Genomic DNA, 21,007 nt, shown 5'->3' with positions numbered 1-21,007 from the left:
GCGAAGATGGGGAAAGAATCAGGGGTTTTGTCACCTGCATTCACAGTGCAAAAGGAAGCGTGCATCACTTCGCCCAAAGGGTTTAAAGCGGCAGGGATGCATGTGGGCATCAAGCGCAAGCGGCCCGATTTGGGAGCGATCGTATGCGAACGGGAAGCGACGGCTGCCGCTGTTTATACAGTCAATGCCTTTCAGGCGGCGCCGATCCAAGTAACCCAAGATAGTTTGGGAGTGTCCGGGAAATTGCGAGGTGTGGTCGTCAACAGCGGCAACGCCAATGCCTGCACTGGACGGCAAGGGATGATGGATGCCTATGCGATGCGGGCGAAGCTGGCCGAAGAACTTGCCTGTCCGCAAAGCATGGTGGCGGTAGCTTCGACGGGTGTTATTGGTGTATTGATGCCGATGAACAAGGTGATTCAGGGCATTGAAGCGCTGGTACCGAAGTTAAAAGCGCCAGACACTTCGTTTGCGGAAGCGATCTTGACGACTGACACATGCACGAAGCAAGTGGAAGTGAGCGTGGAGATTGAGGGCAAACCGGTGACCATTGCAGGGGTGGCCAAAGGCTCCGGCATGATTAAGCCCAATATGGCCACCATGCTGGCGTTTATCACTACCGATGCGGTGATTGAACCGGAGATTCTCCAATCTTTGCTGTGGAAGACCACTGATCAGACATTCAACATGATCACAGTCGATGGGGATACGAGCACCAACGACATGGTTTTGGTGATGGCAAGTGGGGAAGCCGGGCATGCTCCCCTCGACATGCACCATGCTGATTGGTCCAAATTCCAACAAGCGTTTCAGTATGTCTGCCAAGAGTTAGCCAAGATGATCGCCCGTGACGGAGAAGGGGCGACGCGCTTGATCGAGGTCGTGGTTGAAGGGGCGATCCACGAACAGGAAGCGCAAAACATCGCCAAAGCGGTGGTCGGTTCCAGCCTGGTGAAGACGGCGGTGTTTGGCGCTGACCCCAATTGGGGGCGAATTGTGTGCGCGGCTGGTTACGGCGAGCCTTCTTTGCGACCGGAATCAATCGATGTTTACCTGGGACACGTGCAAGTGATTGGGGGAGGCATGCCGTTGCTATTTGATGAAGAACAGGCGCGCGCGGAGTTGAACCAGGAGAAAGTAATCATCCGCGTCAATCTGCATCGGGGCCAGGCCACGGCGACGGCGTGGGGATGTGATTTGACATATGAATACGTGCGCATCAATGCCAGCTACCGCACGTAACGGGAAGGAGAGGCTGATGGAACAGCTGATTGTGCTAAAAGTGGGAGGCAGTGTTCTGGAACGGATTCATCCGGCGTTTTTTGCCCAATGTTTTGACGCATGGCGCGCAGGAACGCAAGTGGTCATCGTTCATGGCGGCGGCCCGATGATATCGCGATTGATGGAAAAGCAAGGGAAAAAGCCCTTGTTCATCGAAGGGCGGCGCGTGACCGATGAAGAGACGTTGTCGCTGGTGCAGATGGCTTTGTCCGGACATGTGAACAAGCAATTGGTGACGCAACTGATCAACCAACAAGTGGCGGCCATTGGCATAAGCGGGGTGGACTTAGAGCTGTTGAAGGCGGAACCCGCGGCCCCTGAGTTGGGTTATGTCGGCCGTGTCACCGACGTGAATGTGGAGGCGCTCGATCATGTGCTTAAGCAAGGCTGGATGCCAGTCATCGCCTCTGTGGGAGTGGATGGAGATGGTCAAGTGTACAACATCAACGCGGATGAGGCTGCGGCGGCGATTGCTGTTGCTATGTGTGCCGACCAGCTGATTTTATTAAGTGACGTTGACGGCATCCAAATCGGTGGCCAATTGCTCCAGGAAGCAGACCCCGCGACCATAGAACAGGGGATTGCGGACGGGGCGATCACGGGAGGCATGATTCCGAAAGCGAGGTCGGCTTTGCAATCGCTGGCGCAAGGGATTCCCGAAGTCCGTATTGTGAACGGCGCTCATGCCAATGGGTTTAAACAGGGTGCGGGTACCCGCATCGTCAATCAAGAGGTGATCGACCATGGGATTGTTTCCGACGTATCTCCAGCATGAGATTCACTTCGTTGATGGAACTGGCGCCGTGTTGGTGGATGAGTCTGGCAAGGAATATCTCGACTTTGCCTCTGGGATCGGCGTGGTGAACTTAGGTCACCGACACCCGCGGATTGAGCAAGCCCTCATCACTCAGGCGCAAGGAATCTGGCACACGTCCAATTTGTTTGCCAGTTCCTTGCAACAGGAAGTGGCGAACCTCTTGTGCAAGATGAGTGGATTGGGTGCCGTCTTTTTCGCCAACAGTGGGGCGGAAGCCAATGAAGCGGCGATTAAGTTCGCCCGCCGTTGGGCCAAGATGGTGAAAATCATTCAGGAGCCGGAAATCATCACTTTTCAGCGCTCTTTCCACGGACGGACATTGGCGACATTGACGGCGACCGGGCAAGACAAAGTGAAAGATGGTTTCTCCCCATTGCCGGCGGGATTTCGCATTTTGCCGTACGGGGACATTCAGGCGGTCAAGCAAGCCACAGGAGCGACGACGGCGGCGGTGCTTTTGGAGCTGGTGCAAGGGGAAGGAGGCGTTCGACCGGCTGATCCAGCGTTTGTCCAAGCGTTGGCGGCTTGGTGTCGGGAGAAAAACATCTTGTTGATGATTGATGAGGTGCAAACTGGCATGGGCCGGACAGGGCATTGGTTCGCCTATCAAAAGTACGGGATTGAGCCAGATGTGGTCACTTTGGCCAAGGGATTGGGCAACGGTTTCCCTGTAGGGGCGATGCTAGCCAAAGCAGCTTGGAAAGAAGTATTGGGACCTGGATCACATGGGACGACATTTGGTGGTGGTCGTTTGGCGATGGCGGTGGCTCGAGCGGTGTTGGAAGAGTTGTCGCAACCATCCATGATGGCTGAAATACGGGATAAAGGTACATGGCTAAGACAACTGTTGGAGAAAGAGCTGCGCGGACTAATAAGCGTACAGGAAATCCGCGGCGAAGGGCTGATGTTAGGAATAGAGCTGAACACTTCGGCCGGCCCGGTGGTTAAATCGCTGTTGGAGCAAGGATTGGTCACGCTGGTGGCCGGGGAGAACGTCTTGCGCTTGTTGCCGCCCTTGGTGGTAACGCACGGCCAGATTGTGCGTGCCGTTTCATTGATTAAAGAAGTAGTGCAGGAATGGGAATGGACGGCCCCGGTTCCAGCCGACTAGCGCATGCCGGATTCACCGATGGCGGCTGAAACCGTTTTTCCATGGCTGCTTCCGGGTGAGGGGAGCGTTCATGGAAATGGGCCGGCGAAGAACGAAATCGAAAGGGCTGAGGAAACATGATCGAAGCGCCTTTGGCGACGGAATGGACAGACAAGGATTTCATCGGTTTGGCCAATTGGGGGCCTGAGGAGGCGGAAGCGTTTTTGCAGCATGCCCTGCAATTGAAGGCCGACAAAGCGGAGTGGGTGAAGAAAGCCCCGTTGCAAGGAAAAAATTTGGGTATGATCTTTGATAAGCCGTCGACCCGGACGCGCATTTCGTTTGAAGTGGGCATGGCCCAATTGGGTGGTCACGCGCTGAATCTCCATCGACAAGAGTTGCAATTGGGGCGGGGAGAGACGATAGAGGATACGGCCCGCGTGCTGTCGCGGTATGTGGATGCGATTTTGATCCGCACCCATAGCCACGACTTGGTCACCCAATTGGCAGAAGCGGCCGACATTCCAGTGATCAACGGGTTAACGGAGCGGGAGCATCCCTGCCAAGCTTTGGCGGACATCATGACCCTGGCTGAGTGCAAAGGGGAGTTGGCCGGCCGTATTTGTTGCTATGTGGGAGACGGCAACAATGTGTTGCATTCGTTGATGCACATCGCGGCGCTGACCGGCATGCATCTGTCCATTTCCACGCCGAAAGGCTATGAACCCAGTCCGGCGATCTGGCAAGAAGCGGAGGCGATCGCCCGCGTCACTGGTTCTACCTTCTCCTTCAGTTATGATCCGGCGCAAGCGGTCAAAGACGCCGATGCCGTGTACACGGACGTATGGGCGAGCATGGGGCAAGAAGAGGAGAAGGAGCAACGGGCGCAGGCATTTGCTGGGTACCAGGTGAACCAGGAGCTGATGAGCCGCGCGAAACCAGATGCGATTTTCATGCACTGCTTGCCCGCTTATCGTGGCTTGGAAGTAAGCGCCGACGTAATCGACGGCCCGCAATCGGTGGTATTCCAGCAAGCGGAAAACCGCCTGCACGCACAACAGGCCTTGTTGCTCGGTTTGTTGTTATCATCATCGTGAGCCCCGGCCGGACGCTTCAAAAAAACGGAGCTTGGGGCTGATATACGTACAATTTCGCTGGCCAATTGGCCGGCTTTTTTCTTTGTGGCGAGTTGGCAACCAGAGGATTGATCAAGACAAAAATGGGGAAAAGTCATCGAAAGAAATGAAGGGTGAAACGAAGCATAGTTTTCTATTTCGTCACTCTTTTCATGATCTGGTTTAATATAATGAAGATATCGAACAGATCGTGATGATGAGCCAGCATCTGGTTGAGAGCAAAGGAGTTAACGCGTGATGTCTTATCAAATAGGAATAGAGCTCTCCGCCTCTTTTTTCAAACTGGTGGAAGTGAAAAAACGACGAAAATCCATGGAACTACAACAGATGGTGGTTCATCCTTTGCCTAGCATTTGGGCCAGAGAGCCGTACTTCCTGGAACGTGAAGAATTGATCCAAACCATACAGGAGGCCTTGCTGGGGCGGCGATTGCACACGGAGCGCGTCCGTATCGGCATCAATTGCCGGGAAGTGATTTTCAAAAGGTTGATGGTGCCGGAAATGCCGAAACGACAATACCGCACTTACATCAAAGAGCAACTGATTCCTCTGTTGGAGCTTCCGTTTCCCGATCCGGTGTTTGACTATCAGCTCATCGATCATGTGTGGGCGGATGGGGATCGCCAAGAGATCATGTTGGCTCTGATGTCCCGCTCGTACAGGGATGCACTGGTACGATGCTTCCGCTTTTGCGGCTTAGATCCGGTGCAGATCGATATCGCTCCTTTCTGCCTCTATCGCTGGTCCAATGCTTATCGTGGACTCATCGCCCCGCAGTCGCTGATTTTGCAAATTTCCAAACTGGGTGTGGAAGCGAGCTTTTTCAGCGACAATCAATTGATTGACACCCAAGTGTTTTCCCTGCCGGTGGCGGATTATATGGAGGGAGAGGATCGACCGCACCCCAATCCGCTTCATCCTCTGTTAGAGAGTAAGGAAGAGATCAATGCGTATGGGGAAGCATTGCTGGCCAAGCTGTACGGACTGATGGATGAGAAGAAGCAACGGATGTTTGCGTGTCCGCAAGCGGAATGGGTGCTGGCGGGCGAGGGATTGGATATGTTTTTATTGGAACATTGGCTAGAGCAGAACCAATTGGCCAAAGTCACCCAAGCCCCAGCGGCGGAGCTTGTCATGTCCGAAGCGCTAAAAGAGAAAGCGTTGCGCTTTGTGGGAAGCTCGCTTGCTGTCCCGCTCGGCTTGATGGTAGGCGAGAAGGAGGGGATGGGACGATGAATTTTTTGCCGCCCCAACCGCTGTCCCGCCGCTTTTTTTTCTGGTGGCTGGGTTTGATTTTGTTGGTCGTGGGAGCTGGGATCGGCGGTGTTTTATACTTCGATCGGGTGCTGGAGAAGAAAGTGGCCCGCTTAGAAGACGCCGTGATTGAAAAGCGGCGCGCTGTCAGCGAAGCGATGCTAGAAGAAAGCAAAGAACAGAAGTTTTACGACAAGTACCAAGCGTTTTTCACCTACCGCGACACCATTGAACGTGCTGAGGGGAAACGCCAAGCTTGGAAAGAAGTGGCGGAAGCCATTGTCACTACCATGCCCGCGGGTGCTCGGCTGTTTCAGTTGCAAGGGCTGGGCAATCGGCTGGATGGCTGGGCTTTGTTTCCCTCCATGCAAGAAGCGTCCGACTTTGTGAGCAAGCTGGCGCAAGAAGAGAACGAGCATTTCAGCGAAGGCTGGATCGATTGTGTCGGCGATCAATGCGCTGCGGCCAAAGTGAAAAAAGAAGCGGATAAAAATCATGTCATTGTGCGGTTTCACTTCACTCTGCAAAAGGAAAAAGAAAGTGTTCCGCCATCGCAAGGAGGTGACTGACCATCCGGCAACCCATCCCCCCAAAACGCTGGAAGTCGGGGAAAACATTGAGCTTTCTCTGGTGCCTGGGGTTGGTCGGCTTACTCGGGCTGGCTTACCATCAATTGCAACCGGACTATCTGGAGTACCAGCAATTGAAGCAAGAAGGCGAACGTCTGACGAGAAATTTAATGCGGTATGAAAAATACACTGCTTCCACTTACCAGTTGCCGATCGAACCTTCACAGGCGGAGTTGGCCGGATTGGAAAAAAAGGTCCCCGTCATGCAAAACCAGCCGGATTATGTGGTCCAGCTGGAACAAGCCGTCAATACGGCGGGCGCATCTTGGAAAAAAATAGAGCTGCTCGATGATATCAGCGAGCTGTTCAAGTCTCCCGCCCAAGCGAAGGACTCGGCGGCGATTCCGCCTGATACTGATGTGGTGAACGAACAATTAGGTATCGTTTCGTCCGAGGCTCTGCGGCCAATCTGGATTAAGCTAGAGGTTCAAGCCACCCAGAACCAATTCACCAACTTGTTGCACCAACTGCAACAAGGGGAACGCCTCGCCACCGTCGTCGGTTGGAATTATCAATGGACGGATGACACCAAAGCCGAGCCAGGCGTCGTGTATCTGGCACTGTACTCGTATCAGGATGAAAGAGTAAAGCAGCATCTAAAATAGCGAAACCCCTCATCAAAGGAGAGATGAGGGGTTTTATCCATATGGAAAGGAAAATGATTTTTAGCATTCACTAAAGAATGTCGCTATGGATGGAACACTGAAAAAGATAGAAGGTAGACATAGGTGTTGTGAATAAGATGCTAGGGTACTAATGGGCCAGTGTTTCCTGTTCCTTGGCATTGTTCGATTCGGGTTTCCCTTGTCAAAAAAACGAACCATTTTACGAATAGGATAGATAACTAGTTTATTTAGCATGTTCCCTCATAAGTATGATAGAATCCGCGTCTTTTGCAATTTGGGGAGGAATGTGGGAGAACAGTGGAAAGGGGAACCGTCAACATGAAATGGATGGGTTGGACCGCGGTAGGGTTGGTGATGGCTGCACTCGCTTATGGGGTGGGGATGCAGCTGCCGAAACCAATGCCATTTCCCGGGTATGTGATTATCATCGGGTTGGTGGTGATTGTGGTGATGTTTGCCGCGCTCCGATTTGGAACAGCGCTGGCGCGGCGCGAACGTGAGGAGGAGAAAGACGGAGCCGGTTGAGTTTACCAGGATCGTGGAGGATTGTCGGTCAGCGCCGGCATGAGTGGACGGGATGACCAGCCCGCCTGCATTGTTCAAGTGTCGGCTTGGAAATGCAGGCGGGATTTGCTTTGATGCGAACAAGATGGTCCGACAAGTGGGGGCAGACAGCATTTGAATGTGAACATATGTTCGTATATAATGAATAATAAACAACTCTTCTGTCCAAAAGGAGAGAGCAGAAGAAGAGGGGCCTACGTATGCATAAGGCCCCTGGCTCGGATGATCCCAATCAATGATTGCGGATAGATATGACGTTGGAAAGATGAGCTTGTCACGATAAATCAGCGGTGAAATCATATGTGTTGTCAGGGTTTAGCAGCATGTGCTAGCTTATTCATCTTGGGAGTGATCACAAATGGTAGGTCATCTTGAAGACAGCAATGCCAATGCAAAAACAACCCACTGCCACAGCGGAGTCCCAAAAGATGATCCGGGCGTGGATGTTGAGAGCCTGTGTGCGTTATTGCTGGAGACAAAACTCTTAACGCAAAAGGAAATCGACGAATTGATCCGCATTCAGCAGAGAATGCGCGGGTTGACCTGAACAGAATGTGTAAGAAGCTTCGGCTTTTCTATTTGTTTCCAATCAATCGATCCAAAATGGCGATGAGGATTTCCCTTATCTGGGTTTGATCTGCTTCGGGAATCGCCTTCCCTCCCCAAGTGAGGGGTTTTTCGGTCAGGGCCTGTCGTACCTCGCGTAGGTCGATGTGCGACTGAGAACGGAAGTCAGGGGAGGGACTGTCGGTGTGACCCAACAGGTAATCCACGGAGACGGAGAAGTGAGCAGCCAGCTGTTTGAGCTGGCTGGTGTCCGGCTCGTACTGGTTCCGTTCCCATCTGGAGATGGTAGCGGTGTCTACATCCAGGTGATTAGCGATGTCACCTTGTGTTTTTTTCTGTTTTTTTCTTAATTCCCTCAATCGTTCTCCTAACATACTCATGCTTAACACCCCGGTATTATGTCATGCACAATCTAGTTTATATTTGCATTATCTACAATTTATTGTATCATCCCTGAACCGTAATTGGTATATGTAAATCGGTTTTTTTGCTTATTGTGCAAAAAATGCCGTTATTTTTTTCGTTTTTGTATTTACATTTGCACTAAATGCAAATATACTTAAATTAAATAATTGCATTTAGTGCAAATTAGTGTTGCTGATGCGGACAGGAAGGTAGAACGCCACTTATGGAAAAAGGGAGGATGGCGGTATGGGGAAGGCGCAAGGCACATTATATGACGTATTGTCTTACTTGGCAGTGTGTTATGATGTGGAGCTGGTGGGCGAGTACGTGAACTTGAAGACGTTGTCCAGCCGGATTGAGGCGTTGGGTTCAAAAGGGAAAACGGATGAATTTATCGCGACCGTCAAAGCGTTGGCCGAGGAGAGGGCCGAATGAGGGGGAAACAACACAACCAATAGGCGGGCCCACTGGATATGTTGTTTCGGTTTGCTTTATTTCCCCTCTGACTGATTTAGCTTTTTTTTGATGATGAATTCAAAGGATTGTTTCAGGAAGGCAATGTCTTCTTCATCAAGGGTGATGTGATCGTATACAAAGATCCCATCAGCTAAAAAAGCTTTAACATCTTTTACTTTTCCCGAGTCATAAAGGTATTCTTCCCTTCCCAGCAGGTAGTCCATGGATACCTCATAGTAGTCGGCGAATTTCTGGATGAGGTCAAATGGGGGTTTGCGATAATCTCGTTCATAATTGGATATGGATTGATTGGGAATGCCCAAAGCCTGGGCCAGTTCGATCTGGCTCAATTTCCTTGATTCCCTGAGCAGGCGCAAGCGCTCTCCTAAGGTCATGGCTATCTCCTCCATCTAGGGTAGATTGAATGAACATGGGCGTGAGAACCATCGGTGGCTTCGCTTCTCTCCGATTTGTTTTTATTCTATTATATATTCTTCATTTAGTATAATCAAATAGGAGATAAAATAATTGATAATAAACGAAATGAAAAATTAGATGGGCTTTATATCTCCTTTTAGGAGAAAATTATTGTATAATTATTCATATAGAAAAATAGTGGTGCAGTTAAGGAATGGCTGAATGATGAAGTCTTATTTGGATCGGCGCAGTCTAACGCGTTTCGCCCGTGAACGCGGTGAAGGGTGTACCTTATGCGGAATTGGCCAAGAAAGTGGACAGGCCGTCGATTTGGTTTTCAGTGAAGAGCTAAACCAGCTTGTTTATCTGGTGTGTGTGTGGAAAGAGAGGTAACGGTAATGGATACCGAAGAGCAGGAAATATGGGCCGTAGCCGCCGAGTTTAACCTCGTTTAACAGGAGGGAAAGAAATGAACGTGACGATATCGCCGGACATCATGCAACAATGCAAAGAATGGGATATTAATTGCTTTCAACTTTGCTTGTTGATTTGGATCAAATCGTTGGAGCAGGAGCAAGAGGGAATGCGTCATTTTAACCAACGGGAAGTGGCTGCTAAACTGGGGGTGAGCCGGGAAACGGTCAATAAGAACCTGGCTGTGCTGCTTAAGAAAAAGTTGATCAAGAAGGTAAACGATCATCCGCATTTCACTGAGTTCGCGTGTATAAAAGAGGTATTGGAACCAAAAGGGAGATCATAGCAGACAAGCGCTCTTTTTTTGCTTATTTATTCTCCTTTGGGGAGAAATTGGTTTTTATGATTTCCTGTTTCGTTGATCACCGTGGAGTCAGCCTGCGAGCACAATAATGAGGTGAGGTGCGTTTCTATGCGAAAAATGGTTGATATGTCTGCCCATACCGAACAGATGGAGTGGAAAAAGGTGTTGAAATGCTTAGAAAAAATGTTGTACGAGTATCCCTTACTCAAAATTTCGTTGGAGAATGAGCGGGAATTGGAGCAGGAAGGGTTGTCCAACCTATTACCTTCCATAACTTCTTCTTATGAACATCGGACAAGCAAAGGTTATTCAGAATACCAGTCATCCACCGAGAAGTATGCGCTGTTGCGGGCGGCGAAGCAAATGAAGCTTCGACAGGTGGAGCGGGCGCTGGAGGTTTTGAACATGGAGGAAAAGGCCATTATTGAGGAAAAATACTTTAATCCGATGCGGCATTTTGACAGTTACATTTATGATAAGCTTGGTTTTTCCAAATCGACTTATCAACGCTTGAAAAAATCGGCGTTGAAAAAGCTGGCCGTCGCATTGAACATCATGTGAAGAATAGGGAGGTCCAGCCTCCCTTTTTTCATGCGGGTTGTACGGGCGGGCTTGTGAGGAACGCCGCTATGCGGAAAAAGTGAATCATGTTTGAACCATCGTTGGCACCTTCGGTGGGGAGGCTTGTGTTATCTTTAATACAAGGGATCGTGTCCCTTAAGCAGCCTCCACCGACAGAGAAATGAAATGGAAAGCTCCGATCTGGTTGATCGGAGCTTTTTTCATGCGCGGTGGCGCAAGCTGTTTGCAAGTATGATGGGTAGAAAGGGCGGGGATAGAAAGAAGGTGGTACACAATGACTGACCGATCAAAAGCCGGACGGCCGACGAAGTTGACCCCGGCGTTGCAGGAGAAGATCGTCACGGTGATTCGCGGGGGCAATTATATTGAGACGGCTGCTGCCTACGCGGGCATTTCTAAGCAGACGCTTTACAATTGGCTCCGCAGAGGGGCACGACAGAAGTCCGGGCAATATCGGGAGTTTGCCCTTGCTGTGGAACAGGCGCTGGCGGAAGCGGAAATGCGAGATTTGGCGTTGATCGAACAAGCGGCCCGTGACGGGAAATGGCAAGCGGCCGCCTGGCGTCTGGAGCGGCGTTTCCCCAAACGCTGGGGCCGGCAGGATTATTTGGATCTTCTCATGCAGGAGCGGCAGACGCAGGTGCAAGCGAAAAAGAAACAGATTAAGGTGCAGTTAAGCCCGTCGGCGGCAGAGGGGGAGTGAGGCATGCATAGGGATTTGTTCGCCCCGGATGGGTATGTGCATGAGGAATACCAGCTCTTTGTGCAAGATGAACCAGAGTGCGAAGAGACAATTGCAGGGTACCATGCCCATCCCAAACAACAAGTGTTGCATCAAAGCCCCGCCCGTTTTCGCATCGCCACTTGCGGCAGGCGGTGGGGAAAAACGCTGGCCTGCTCGATGGAGATGATGAAGTTCGCCTTGGAGAACGAACGCGCATTGTGTTGGTGGGTGGCCCCTTACTACCGTCAGGCTTGGATCGCATATCGCATTATCAGCCAAGCCATACGCGATTTTGTTGTGAACGACTTGAAAAGCTACATGCGGATTGAGTTGGAAAACGGCTCGATCTTGGAGTTTCGGTCAGCTGAGAATGTTGACGCTCTCCGGGGGGAGGGCGTTTCTTTTTTGGTGGTCGACGAGGCGGCCATGATCAAGCGGGAGGCGTGGGAAGAGGCCTTGCGCCCGGCACTGGCCGACCGGAAGGGCAAGGCGGTGTTTATCTCCACCCCCAAAGGGCGGAATTGGTTCTTTGATTTGTACATGCGCGGCCAAGACCGCGATTTCCCTGATTATGAATCATTTCGATTCCCCAGCGCTAGCAATCCGTACCTGCCGGCATCCGAGCTGGAGGAAGTGAAAAAGAGCTTGCCAGCCGATGTGGTGCGGCAAGAGTTTGACGCTGAATTCTTAGAGGAATCCGCCGGCGTGTTCCGCGGCATCCGCCATTGTGTCGAGGGGGAACTAGAGGCGCCGCGGGAGCACGGGGAATATGTGATCGGGTTTGATGTTGCCAAGCATGTCGATTACTCCGTCATCACGGTGATCGATGTAAACCGGAGGCATGTGGTGGCGTTCGAACGGTTCAACCAAGTGGATTGGAAGACGCAGATTGATCGCTTGGAAGCATTGGTTCGGAGGTATAACCACGCCAAAGTGTGGATGGATTCCACAGGGGTGGGGGATGCCGTTTGCGAGAGCGTTTATGACCGGGGGATTGATGTGGAAGGGTTCGTTTTTACCTCGATATCCAAGAAGCAACTGATTCAACACCTCACGCTTTTAATCGCGGAACGGGCGATCACCTTCCCCGATCTGCCGGAGTTGCTTCATGAGCTGTCCACATTCCAATTTCACCTCACCCCGACAAGACAGCTCTCCTATTCCCATCCCCCTGGGGGTCACGACGACTGTGTGATGTCGTTGGCGCTGGCCTGCTGGGGGCTCAAAGAACATCAGCCTATACAGCTTTTTATCTAATGTGGAGGTGAGTCGTATGTACGACTTGGAAACCCGCATCAAGCAGTTTATGGAGAAACAAGCGGATCGGCTTGAAGGGAAAGCGGCTTCTGTGCCGTCCTATATGACAACTTGGACGCAAGTTCGCACTAATCAACACTACGATTTGAGCCGATTGACCGATGAAGGGTACCGCAAGAACAGCATTGCTTCCGCCTGTATCATCATGATCGCCACATCTGCGCCAGAAGCGGAACTGAAAGTGTACCAGCCATCAGAGATGGGGCATGTCGAGGTGCCGGACCATTGGCTGAAACAGCTGATCAACCGTCCCAATCCCTATCTGTCCACCTATGAGCTGTGGGAATTGGTCCACACCTACCTCAACACCTCAGGCAATGCTTATATTTTGTTGCATCGTGATAAAAACGCCCAATTTGGCCCGGTAACGGAGCTGGATGTGTTACGCCCGGACATGGTTGTGCCGGCTTTCGACGAAAACAACAAGATTCGCTATTACCAATACTCCTTGAATGGCAAGCAGTTTAAATTTTTGCCGCATCAAATCATCCATCTCAAGTTTCCAGACCCGCTGAATGAAGTAGAGGGCTTGTCTCCCCTCGCGCGGGTGCTGAGGGAATTAAACATCGACAACCAGGCGACGGACTTCACCCGTACCTTTTTCAACAACGCGGCAGTTCCCTACGGCATCTTGTCCACCGATCAAAAGATGCGCGAAGAAGAAGTGGAACGCACCCGTGAGCGTTGGATGGATTGGTTTCGCGGCTCACGCGGGAAAAACCGCTTTAAGCCGGCGGTTTTAGGTCAAGGCCTTAAGTATGAGCAGATCGGTTTGTCGTTTCAGGAGATGGAGTTTGAGGCGTTGCGCAGCATGACCGAAACCCGCATCTGCGGTGCCTTTGGGGTTGACCCGGTGTTGTTGCCAAGCTGGGTGGGGATCAAATACGGCGGCAAATACAGCAATTACAGCGAAGCGCGTCGCCACTTGTGGGATGAGACCATCATTCCCGCCTTGAGACGGATTGAGAGCAAGCTGACTTCCCAATTGCTGGCCCACGAAGGGGTCGTCGCCCGGTTTGACCTCAGCAAGATCCAAGCCTTGCAAGAGAATGTGAATGCCAAGTTTGAACGGATTCAGGGAGCCTTCACCGCCGGGATCATGAAGCTGGACGAGGCGCGAACCCAGCTTGGGCTGGAACAGGACGAACTGTTGGGGGACCTGTATACGTTTCAACTAAAAGGCCAGCAAGGAAAGTCTGTAAAAGCTCTGAAATGAAATGATCTGAGAACTTGAAAAGTCCCTTAGGCGCTTGGTTAAAAGCGCCTTTTTCATTTTTCCAAGGGGGAAATGGGATGAACATCATTCAAGCGTTCAAAAGAAATCAAATCACATTAAATGAAGCACGGATCGGGTTGGGATTGCCACCCGATTCTTTATTTGGCCACAAATACTATTTTGAGCTTTTAACTTTCATGTCATATGAAGTAAAGGCTCAGACTGATCCGATTTTTGGTATTTTTTATGATCAATTGAGCGCGTTGCAATCTAAATACCAAATCGATTTTTCAAATCAATTTAAAGAGATATTGCATAAGTGGAGAACAAATGTGAATAGTCAGCCTAATAATCGACCTTTTGCGAGAGGGGAAAAAAAACGTTTTTATGAATATGTTGAAAATATGTATTCAGATTTGGAAAAAGAAATCATGGAAACACATAGGGAGGTGATGGCTAAATTAGTTGAGGAAGCAGGTTCACGCATGACCGAAACGGTTATCGCTTCAGATGAGGCTTATGATAAGGAGCACTTTGTTGACAATGAATTAGAGTCATTGTCTGAGCAATTCGCTGCATATGTAATGGAAAAATACAAAAATAAAATAAAAGAGTTTTATAACCGTGCTGAAAATCTGATAACACTACGGGATGAAATACTTAAATTTATTGACGATGCCAAAAAAGATGAGAAAACCATCAACTATGAAATGGTCAAAATATCTAACTTGGCTGCTGAAGATGCCATGAGGCAAGCGGGAATTGAAGAAAAAATGTGGGTTTTAGAAGACCATAGTCGCAGCTGCCCCTTTTGTCGCCGGATGAGTGAAGAGAATAAAAAAGTGGGAGAACCGTTTGCCAGAGAGGGAGACATCATCCAAATTGACGATAAAGTAATGAACATCAAAGAAGATGTGCTTGCTCCACCTATACATGCCAATTGCGCATGTTTTATTATGCCTGTAGGCATAGAATCACCATATAGAGAGTTTACACCGGCAACGGATGCGGAAATAGAGCAATTAAGACAACTGTTGATCAAATGGGGAATAAGGGCAGATGTGGCAAAGCGATGGGCGGAAGGTAATAAATATCCCAAAATTCATAAAAACGCAGGCCAAGTAAGCGACAAGAAAAATGCGAATGGCGCATACGAGGTCATTAACTATAAAGGGGAGAAAATTTCCCTCACAGGAAGGGAGTATTATGGAAAAACGAAAAAAGTTGTCATAGGGAATGACGAAACAGGATATAAGGAATTTAATGTGCAAGTGGATAAATTCCCTGACTTTACTCCATTTAAATATGATGAGTTTCAGCTTGCAGTCAGACACTACCAAATTCCTGAAAAAAGACAGTTCCATATTCTAAATATCATGGTCAGGGATAAAATAGATCGTGATCAAAAATATAGGGCCAAATTATTGGATCTTGCGTTGAATACGATCAAATACGGAGGGTCAAAAAACAGATTATGCAGAAAATATAGGGCATTTTTTGATAATTCAGGCATAAAGAGCACGTTGCAACAACATCTGCCTCACATCCAGAGCAACGTTCTGGAAGCGTACATTAATAAGGTCATACGCGGAGAGCCCTGCCCTGAATTATACAAGGAAATTGTGGCTCGTGATAAACTGAAGCAAGATGTTGAAAGCATTTTTATAAGTTGGGTGGAAAAGGGAAACGAGTATTTTGGGTTTACGTGGCACCATCACGAAGAGTTGGGGCGAATGTTATTGCTACCTTCCAATATCCATACCAATGTGCCTCACACAGGAGGAGAAGCGATATATTACGGAAACAGACACGATGATGATGAAGAGACAACGGTTCAAGTCAGATAACCTTAATATTATGGGAGGTCATGAAGAATGAAAGTTCCTACAGAAGACCAATATAAGATTTTGGATATATTTGAAAAAGAACGGGAAGCGATCATCCAGGCGATCAAACAGATTTTCGCTTTCCCTTATTTAGAAGAAACTCAGTTGGTCATGTTGGAAGCGGTGACGGATAAGTACGGGATCGGCTTCGATGCGTATCCCCACACCGCTCCTTTTGATCGGGCACCCATGTTTGAAGAAGATCGGGGAACGGATATCATCCGTGTGGAAGGCGTGGCCGGAGGATCTTTTTATTTCGGTGATGACTTCGATGTTGACGCGCTGTTAGAAGAAGATCTGTTGGATGCATATCTTTTGATTGGAGAGAAGCTGTTGGTCAAATGGCTGGGCAAGCGAATTAAAGAGGTGGAAGGGTATGACGCCTTTCCATATCCCATCTGCATTTGTTTTCAAGGGGATGAGCCGTATTACTATAATTTATCTACGGGTACAAGAGAACATATTTGATTTTCTCAAGACGCGCGCAAGGAGAAAGGCCATGATGCCGGACAGCCAGCTCGACAGGGCTGGTTTTTTCTTTTGCCAGGGCGTTGATGCTAAGGGAGAGGGGGAGTCGGTGTGAGCCTACTTGCGGGCGGTGTCTTGTCCGCAAACGAGCAAGCAGCTGTCTGTGCCGCACTTGCCGCACAACAAGATAAGGTAGATGCTGTGTTGAAAAGGCTTTTCACCCATTGGTATGCGGTGGAAACAAGAGTGATCCTTTTCCATGGAAAAGCGCATGATTTCGGATGTGTGGTTGATGTCCGGCCTAAAGATAAGCACTTAGGCGATGTGCCGCTCAGTTTTGTAGGCAATCGCCCGGTGTATGGGACGCTGGCATCGGTGAATGTTGACTTCGGCCTGAATATGGGGGAGAAAATGGGAGGCGGTGATGGCAACGACTGCATGGCCGCATTGTTGCTGCTATTTGCGCACTGGTTGGGGGTGCGGTTGCGGGAGGTGGGCGGCCAATCGTTCGCTTTCCCTTGCTTGATGACGTTTCATCGATATTTAGAAAAAGGGTACTACCATCTGCAAACGGGAAATGTCATCGAGTAGCTCTTGGTTGAGCGGTTCGGAGATGAACCTCCGCTGACCCTCTTGCGAATCCATTGTGAAGCATTGTTGGGAACCCGAAACCCGGGCAACGTGTTATTCTTAGTACAAGGATAAATGGCCTTGTGCCCCGTTAAAGCTGCTTATGGATGTGGCGGGGCGCGATGGATTGGCACCACTTGGCGCAGTTCTCCGCAAGAGCGGAGGGTTGCGCCTAACTTTTTCCACTGGAGGTGACTTTCATGGCTGAGACGCTGACCAAATTTACGCTAACCGCTGAGCAGGGGGAGACGGTTTACACCGACTGGATCGATGTGCGTCACGCGAGCCGGTTGCGATTGTTGATCGGGCCCAAAGAAGGGGGGCGGTATGCGGCGTCCATTTCCCAATCTACTGTCGATCCGGCCCAAAATACTCCGATTGTTTATTACAATGAACAATTCATTTGCGGCCAGACGGAGAACTTGGCTCTGATCCCACAATCAGAGATTTTTGTGCGCAAAGACCAACTGGGGGCCAACTTCATCAAAGTGGCTTTAACCAATGTGTCGGCTGACTTTCAATTTGATGTCTATCTTCTGATGGAAACCGAATCGCAAGGAGGTGCATAAAGGTGCCAGCGCTTGTCACACTGCAAGAAGTGAAGGAATATTTGAAATTGGATTTGATGTCCCAATTAGAAGATAAGGTACTCCAGCATTTGATCGCGGCTGCAACGGCTGAAGTGGAACAGAAGCACGGTCGGGGCCTTACGTACCGGGAAACGGTAGAAACATACAGTGGCACGGGGGATGGCAAGTTGTTTCTCCGCGCCTATCCTGTTGTATCCATCTCTTCGATCACGGTGAATGGGGCGGAGGTGTCTCCCAGTGCCTATCGGGTGGAGAAGCACACCGGCATTTTGCATGGGGCTTGGCCCGCAGGTGTGGACAACATCTCCGTTTCCTACAAAGCGGGGTATTGGACCGATTTCCAAAATCCGCCTCCGTCCATGGACATCCCTATGATTCCTATGGATTTGAAGCATGAATGCTTGGAGTTGGTTGCGTATCTTTATGAGAATCGGGGCGGAGTGCGATGAGTGTAAATGCTGGAAAGCTCCGCCATAAGATGGTGGTCCTCACTGCGGATAGCCAGTTGCGCCATCCGGGCCATTATTGGTGTGAAATCCGTACCCTGAACTGGAAAGAGGAAGGGGACGGCTATGTGCGGTGGCAGGATACCATTTATGAGATTCGGAGCCGATATTTTTCATTTGGGCCTGACCCACAAACCCAATTTGAACCGGTGGCTGGCAATATTTTGCGGATTGACGATAAGCACAATTATTTGATTAAAGCCGTGATCAATGTGGATGCCAAGCGGGAGGAGTACCGCTTTACATGCACCTATTTGGGGCAGGTATAGGGGGGAGTGATATGCCGATCCGGGTTGACATCAACACCAAATCGTATGAAGAGATGGTGCAGAACCAGTTGAGGGAACGGATGGAGGCGGCTATGGATCACGCCGCCGCTAAGTGCAAAAAAAGGCTCAGCCGTTCTAACGCAAGTGGGGCGAGCCCCTCGAAAGCGGGGGAATCTCCCAAGAAGGTGACAGGACAACTGATCCGGTCGATCAAGTCGGGCGTGGAAGTAAAAAAGGGAGTCGTGCACGGGTATTTGTCAGCCGACACTCCGTACGCGCTTCGGCTGGAATTCGGGTTTGTGGGGACGGACTCCGCCGGGAGACATGTGAAACAAGCGCCCCGTCCTTATCTGCGGCCGACGCTCAGCGAAGAGGGGAAGCAAATCGCTAACATCTTGATCGGCAAAAAGATTTGACTAGAGCGTGTCTGATGAATAGGCCAGCGGCTGCAAAACCATTTTCTCATTTGCTTCACTTGTGCATCGGCGCTCCTCGAGAAAAGGTTTTTCCGCCGCTTCTTCCCTACCAACTTGATTTACCAGACACGCCCTACTGGGAAAGGGGGTGATAACAGTGAGCGTAATCACGGATGCCGTTTACAACAAGCTCAAAGGGGACACCAAGTTGGTGGGTACCTACACCAATGGCGTCCCCAACAAGAATGGCTTGCTCTCTTGGGTAGGGGCCGGGGGAACGTATTGGGACCCGTCTCAGGGCAAATGGGTTTCCAACCTGAGCCCGGCGATCTACACGTATGAGCTGGACTTTTCGGAGATTACATCAAGTCATCCCGAATACCGGGATTTAAGGGGGTTTATCGTAACCACCGGCCATGTCACTGACACGTCGGATAGCGCGGCGTCCAGCAAAACGAAAAAGGCGCGGACGATTACCAAAGATATCCGCTGTTTTTACCGTCAGGATTTGGACAACGCCACACCAGACGGCACATTTAAAGAGGTGGAAGCCATCGCAGAAAGGGTGTATGAACTCTTTCACCGCCAGCCGCTGGTGATCCCTGATCCGGATGATCCGCTCAACTATGCCAAGTGGCAATCCGTCATGGTGACCTGCAACGGCCCGATTTACATTCCCGGTGAACAAGCCAAGTTGCTGACGCAGAAAATCGACGTGATGGTTGTCACGCTCCAGTTTACCATCCAAGAATTCAAGTAGTTCAGGCTGCATTGCCAACATACGGAAGACGCTCTCCTTGCGGGATGCGTTTTTTATTTTGGGGAGGAATCAATATGGGCATGAATGGGAGTTCTGTTTTGATTTTCGTATATGACAAAGACCATGATGGGGAAGGTCTATTCACCGACAAATACATCCTGGTTGGTGAACAGACCTCGCTATCCCAAGAGCAATCCGTCAACTTGGTTGAAGCGGGGCATAAGACCGTCGCTAATCAGCAGTATGTGTACGGCAAAGGGGAAGCCACCCTTTCCATCGAGGCCTTGGCTTTCATGCCGACCGATAAAGACCAAAAGGGATTGCTCGTGCTACAAAACAGCTACAAAAACAGGAAGAAAGCGTATGTCAAGCGGGCTGTGTTTGATGGAACGTCCACTTCTGACGTTGAATACGCGGAAGTGGTGGTGGAGAGCATCAGCTTCGAGTACCCAGACGATGATGTCTCCACCGTTTCCGTGGAGTTGAAAGCAAACGATCCATTCACAACGGAGCCGCCAACCATCGTGGACAGCGAGGTTTCTGGCTCGGTTACCGATTAAACCGATGCGCGGGCACAATTTTCAACAAGACAAAACTTGGGGGGAATGAAAGATGGCAACCAACGGAAGCACGGTATTGCTCATGGTGAAAGAAGGAACCAACTGGATCGCGGTGGGGGAACAGACCGGACTGTCCATCGAGGAGTCGGTAAACCTGATTGAAGCGGGTCATAAAGGGCTGACGACTCAACAATATGTGTACGGCAAAAAGGAAGGTAGCATCTCGCTGGAGGGGTTATATGTGAAGGACGATGCCGGTTATCTGGCCCTGAAAAACGCCTTTAAAAACCGGACGGCCATCATGGTGCGCCGCCAGGAAAACGGGGTCAATGTGGAAGATGTGGAATGTCTGATCGAATCCATGTCTACGGAATTTCCCGATGATGACGTCTCCACCATCTCAGTGGAACTCAAGATGAACGGCGAGTGGACGCCGGCGGGCTGACGAACGAGCTGCTGTGTGATTCGGTTGTAGGATGTGGAGATAACACCTGGCCGGGCCAATCCGTTTTAAAGGAAACTACGGGTTTGCCCGGCTGATTACGATGAAAAGGATGATGTGATGATGGCAAACAAAGTAAAAGGTCAACGCTCATTTGTCGCTGGCGGACAAACCTACACCGTCCATTTTGATTTCAACGCCTTGGCGGAACTGGAAGAAGCGACAGGATTGACTGTGCCCAAAATCAGTGAACAGATGCAGGACACGTCTCGCATCTCCATCAAGTTCATGCGGGCTCTGGCTTGGGCCGGGTTGCTGAAGCACCATGGGCTGTCTTTGACCGAGGCGGGAGAAGTGATGTCACAAGGAGACATGAATGAAATTTTCATGGCTGTTGGCGAAGCGTTCGCCACGTCGATGATGACGGAGGAGCAGATCAGGGAGCTGGAAGCGCAAAAAAAGACCGGTCAAAAAAAAGTAGCACCGCCGACGGAGCCGATGTCTGGGACTGGCATCAAATAAGGCGGGATGCGATTTGCATCGGCCTGTCGCATGATGAGTTTTGGCGACTTACTCCGGCCGAACTGCGGGAGTTGTATGAGGGCTACTTTTGGCGACAGG

Annotated in this window: 29 protein-coding genes; 27 read left to right on the top strand and 2 right to left on the bottom strand. The window is 50.3% G+C overall.

Annotation, left to right across the window (positions count from 1 at the left end; genetic code table 11):
- Window positions 1-6 precede the first annotated feature (6 nt).
- The 9 genes from argJ to CLV36_RS03425 all read left to right on the top strand — a co-directional run bounded on the left by argJ (window position 7) and on the right by CLV36_RS03425 (window position 7,944).
- Window positions 7-1,242 carry a bifunctional glutamate N-acetyltransferase/amino-acid acetyltransferase ArgJ gene (gene argJ / locus CLV36_RS03465; protein ID WP_106341772.1) on the top strand — a complete coding sequence of 412 codons (1,236 nt, stop codon included), beginning with the start codon at window positions 7-9 and terminating at the stop codon, window positions 1,240-1,242.
- 16 nt (window positions 1,243-1,258) lie between these two features.
- Window positions 1,259-2,056, top strand: coding sequence for an acetylglutamate kinase (gene argB, locus CLV36_RS03460; protein WP_181352807.1), 798 nt, complete (start codon window positions 1,259-1,261; stop codon window positions 2,054-2,056).
- Complete coding sequence (locus CLV36_RS03455) at window positions 2,025-3,209, top strand: acetylornithine transaminase (RefSeq protein WP_106341771.1); 1,185 nt, start codon at window positions 2,025-2,027, stop codon at window positions 3,207-3,209. Before argB ends, CLV36_RS03455 begins: the two co-directional genes overlap by 32 nt.
- Before the next feature lie 116 nt (window positions 3,210-3,325).
- Entirely contained in the window at window positions 3,326-4,285 is a 960-nt protein-coding gene (gene argF / locus CLV36_RS03450; protein ID WP_102993587.1) for an ornithine carbamoyltransferase, read from the top strand.
- 276 nt (window positions 4,286-4,561) lie between these two features.
- Window positions 4,562-5,560 carry a type IV pilus biogenesis protein PilM gene (gene pilM, locus CLV36_RS03445; protein WP_106341770.1) on the top strand — a complete coding sequence of 333 codons (999 nt, stop codon included), beginning with the start codon at window positions 4,562-4,564 and terminating at the stop codon, window positions 5,558-5,560.
- Window positions 5,557-6,147, top strand: a complete 591-nt coding sequence (locus tag CLV36_RS03440; RefSeq protein WP_106341769.1) for a hypothetical protein — start codon at window positions 5,557-5,559, stop codon at window positions 6,145-6,147. The genes pilM and CLV36_RS03440 overlap by 4 nt, the downstream gene beginning before the upstream one ends.
- Window positions 6,148-6,194: 47 nt before the next feature.
- Window positions 6,195-6,812, top strand: coding sequence for a hypothetical protein (locus CLV36_RS03435; protein ID WP_106341768.1), 618 nt, complete (start codon window positions 6,195-6,197; stop codon window positions 6,810-6,812).
- A 339-nt stretch (window positions 6,813-7,151) separates the two neighbouring features.
- Window positions 7,152-7,358, top strand: a complete 207-nt coding sequence (locus CLV36_RS03430) for a hypothetical protein (protein WP_106341767.1) — start codon at window positions 7,152-7,154, stop codon at window positions 7,356-7,358.
- A gap of 397 nt (window positions 7,359-7,755) precedes the next feature.
- A complete protein-coding gene (locus tag CLV36_RS03425) occupies window positions 7,756-7,944 on the top strand; it encodes a hypothetical protein (RefSeq protein WP_106341766.1) in 189 nt (62 codons plus the stop codon).
- Window positions 7,945-7,972: 28 nt separating this feature from the next.
- Here the strand turns inward: CLV36_RS03425 and CLV36_RS03420 are convergent, their stop codons facing one another.
- Complete coding sequence (locus tag CLV36_RS03420) at window positions 7,973-8,344, bottom strand: helix-turn-helix domain-containing protein (protein ID WP_106341765.1); 372 nt, start codon at window positions 8,342-8,344, stop codon at window positions 7,973-7,975.
- Window positions 8,345-8,615: 271 nt separating this feature from the next.
- On the opposite strand from CLV36_RS03420, the gene CLV36_RS03415 reads away from it, so the two are divergent.
- Window positions 8,616-8,804 carry a hypothetical protein gene (locus tag CLV36_RS03415; protein WP_022737462.1) on the top strand — a complete coding sequence of 63 codons (189 nt, stop codon included), beginning with the start codon at window positions 8,616-8,618 and terminating at the stop codon, window positions 8,802-8,804.
- A 56-nt stretch (window positions 8,805-8,860) separates the two neighbouring features.
- Here the strand turns inward: CLV36_RS03415 and CLV36_RS03410 are convergent, their stop codons facing one another.
- Window positions 8,861-9,220: a helix-turn-helix domain-containing protein gene (locus tag CLV36_RS03410; RefSeq protein WP_181352806.1), complete on the bottom strand. Its 360-nt coding sequence runs from the start codon at window positions 9,218-9,220 to the stop codon at window positions 8,861-8,863.
- A 244-nt stretch (window positions 9,221-9,464) separates the two neighbouring features.
- On the opposite strand from CLV36_RS03410, the gene CLV36_RS17145 reads away from it, so the two are divergent.
- From CLV36_RS17145 to CLV36_RS03330, 17 genes are all read left to right on the top strand, one after another.
- Window positions 9,465-9,635 (top strand): hypothetical protein, encoded by a 171-nt coding sequence (locus CLV36_RS17145; protein WP_181352805.1) that lies wholly within the window; start codon window positions 9,465-9,467, stop codon window positions 9,633-9,635.
- A gap of 76 nt (window positions 9,636-9,711) precedes the next feature.
- Window positions 9,712-10,002, top strand: coding sequence for a hypothetical protein (locus CLV36_RS03405; RefSeq protein WP_102993580.1), 291 nt, complete (start codon window positions 9,712-9,714; stop codon window positions 10,000-10,002).
- A 126-nt stretch (window positions 10,003-10,128) separates the two neighbouring features.
- Window positions 10,129-10,581: an ArpU family phage packaging/lysis transcriptional regulator gene (locus tag CLV36_RS03400; RefSeq protein ID WP_106341763.1), complete on the top strand. Its 453-nt coding sequence runs from the start codon at window positions 10,129-10,131 to the stop codon at window positions 10,579-10,581.
- Between the two features lie 295 nt (window positions 10,582-10,876).
- Complete coding sequence (locus tag CLV36_RS03395; protein ID WP_054095781.1) at window positions 10,877-11,305, top strand: hypothetical protein; 429 nt, start codon at window positions 10,877-10,879, stop codon at window positions 11,303-11,305.
- 3 nt (window positions 11,306-11,308) lie between these two features.
- On the top strand, window positions 11,309-12,583 hold the full coding sequence (locus CLV36_RS03390) for a phage terminase large subunit (protein WP_106341762.1): 1,275 nt from the start codon (window positions 11,309-11,311) through the stop codon (window positions 12,581-12,583).
- Between the two features lie 16 nt (window positions 12,584-12,599).
- A complete protein-coding gene (locus CLV36_RS03385; RefSeq protein ID WP_106341761.1) occupies window positions 12,600-13,859 on the top strand; it encodes a phage portal protein in 1,260 nt (419 codons plus the stop codon).
- A 77-nt stretch (window positions 13,860-13,936) separates the two neighbouring features.
- Window positions 13,937-15,706 carry an HNH endonuclease gene (locus CLV36_RS03380; RefSeq protein ID WP_106341760.1) on the top strand — a complete coding sequence of 590 codons (1,770 nt, stop codon included), beginning with the start codon at window positions 13,937-13,939 and terminating at the stop codon, window positions 15,704-15,706.
- Window positions 15,707-15,733: 27 nt separating this feature from the next.
- Window positions 15,734-16,213, top strand: coding sequence for a hypothetical protein (locus CLV36_RS03375; protein ID WP_022737470.1), 480 nt, complete (start codon window positions 15,734-15,736; stop codon window positions 16,211-16,213).
- Window positions 16,214-16,324: 111 nt separating this feature from the next.
- Complete coding sequence (locus CLV36_RS03370; RefSeq protein WP_106341759.1) at window positions 16,325-16,804, top strand: hypothetical protein; 480 nt, start codon at window positions 16,325-16,327, stop codon at window positions 16,802-16,804.
- 239 nt (window positions 16,805-17,043) lie between these two features.
- A complete protein-coding gene (locus CLV36_RS03365) occupies window positions 17,044-17,412 on the top strand; it encodes a hypothetical protein (protein WP_022737472.1) in 369 nt (122 codons plus the stop codon).
- 2 nt (window positions 17,413-17,414) lie between these two features.
- Window positions 17,415-17,882 carry a head-tail connector protein gene (locus CLV36_RS03360; RefSeq protein WP_106341758.1) on the top strand — a complete coding sequence of 156 codons (468 nt, stop codon included), beginning with the start codon at window positions 17,415-17,417 and terminating at the stop codon, window positions 17,880-17,882.
- Entirely contained in the window at window positions 17,879-18,208 is a 330-nt protein-coding gene (locus CLV36_RS03355; protein ID WP_022737474.1) for a hypothetical protein, read from the top strand. Before CLV36_RS03360 ends, CLV36_RS03355 begins: the two co-directional genes overlap by 4 nt.
- An 11-nt stretch (window positions 18,209-18,219) precedes the next feature.
- Window positions 18,220-18,624, top strand: a complete 405-nt coding sequence (locus CLV36_RS03350) for a hypothetical protein (RefSeq protein ID WP_022737475.1) — start codon at window positions 18,220-18,222, stop codon at window positions 18,622-18,624.
- A 157-nt stretch (window positions 18,625-18,781) separates the two neighbouring features.
- Window positions 18,782-19,384 (top strand): hypothetical protein, encoded by a 603-nt coding sequence (locus CLV36_RS03345; protein ID WP_106341757.1) that lies wholly within the window; start codon window positions 18,782-18,784, stop codon window positions 19,382-19,384.
- A gap of 74 nt (window positions 19,385-19,458) precedes the next feature.
- Window positions 19,459-19,944, top strand: coding sequence for a hypothetical protein (locus CLV36_RS03340; RefSeq protein ID WP_106341756.1), 486 nt, complete (start codon window positions 19,459-19,461; stop codon window positions 19,942-19,944).
- A 52-nt stretch (window positions 19,945-19,996) separates the two neighbouring features.
- On the top strand, window positions 19,997-20,389 hold the full coding sequence (locus CLV36_RS03335) for a phage tail tube protein (protein ID WP_022737478.1): 393 nt from the start codon (window positions 19,997-19,999) through the stop codon (window positions 20,387-20,389).
- 120 nt (window positions 20,390-20,509) lie between these two features.
- Window positions 20,510-20,908, top strand: coding sequence for a GTA-gp10 family protein (locus tag CLV36_RS03330; protein WP_102993568.1), 399 nt, complete (start codon window positions 20,510-20,512; stop codon window positions 20,906-20,908).
- Window positions 20,909-21,007 lie beyond the last annotated feature (99 nt).

Source organism: Laceyella sediminis, from assembly GCF_003003125.1.
In the GTDB taxonomy this organism is placed as follows: Bacteria; Bacillota; Bacilli; order Thermoactinomycetales; family Thermoactinomycetaceae; genus Laceyella; species Laceyella tengchongensis.
Note: the sequence above shows the minus strand (reverse complement) of the source record. Positions and strands in the feature narration are given on the sequence as shown.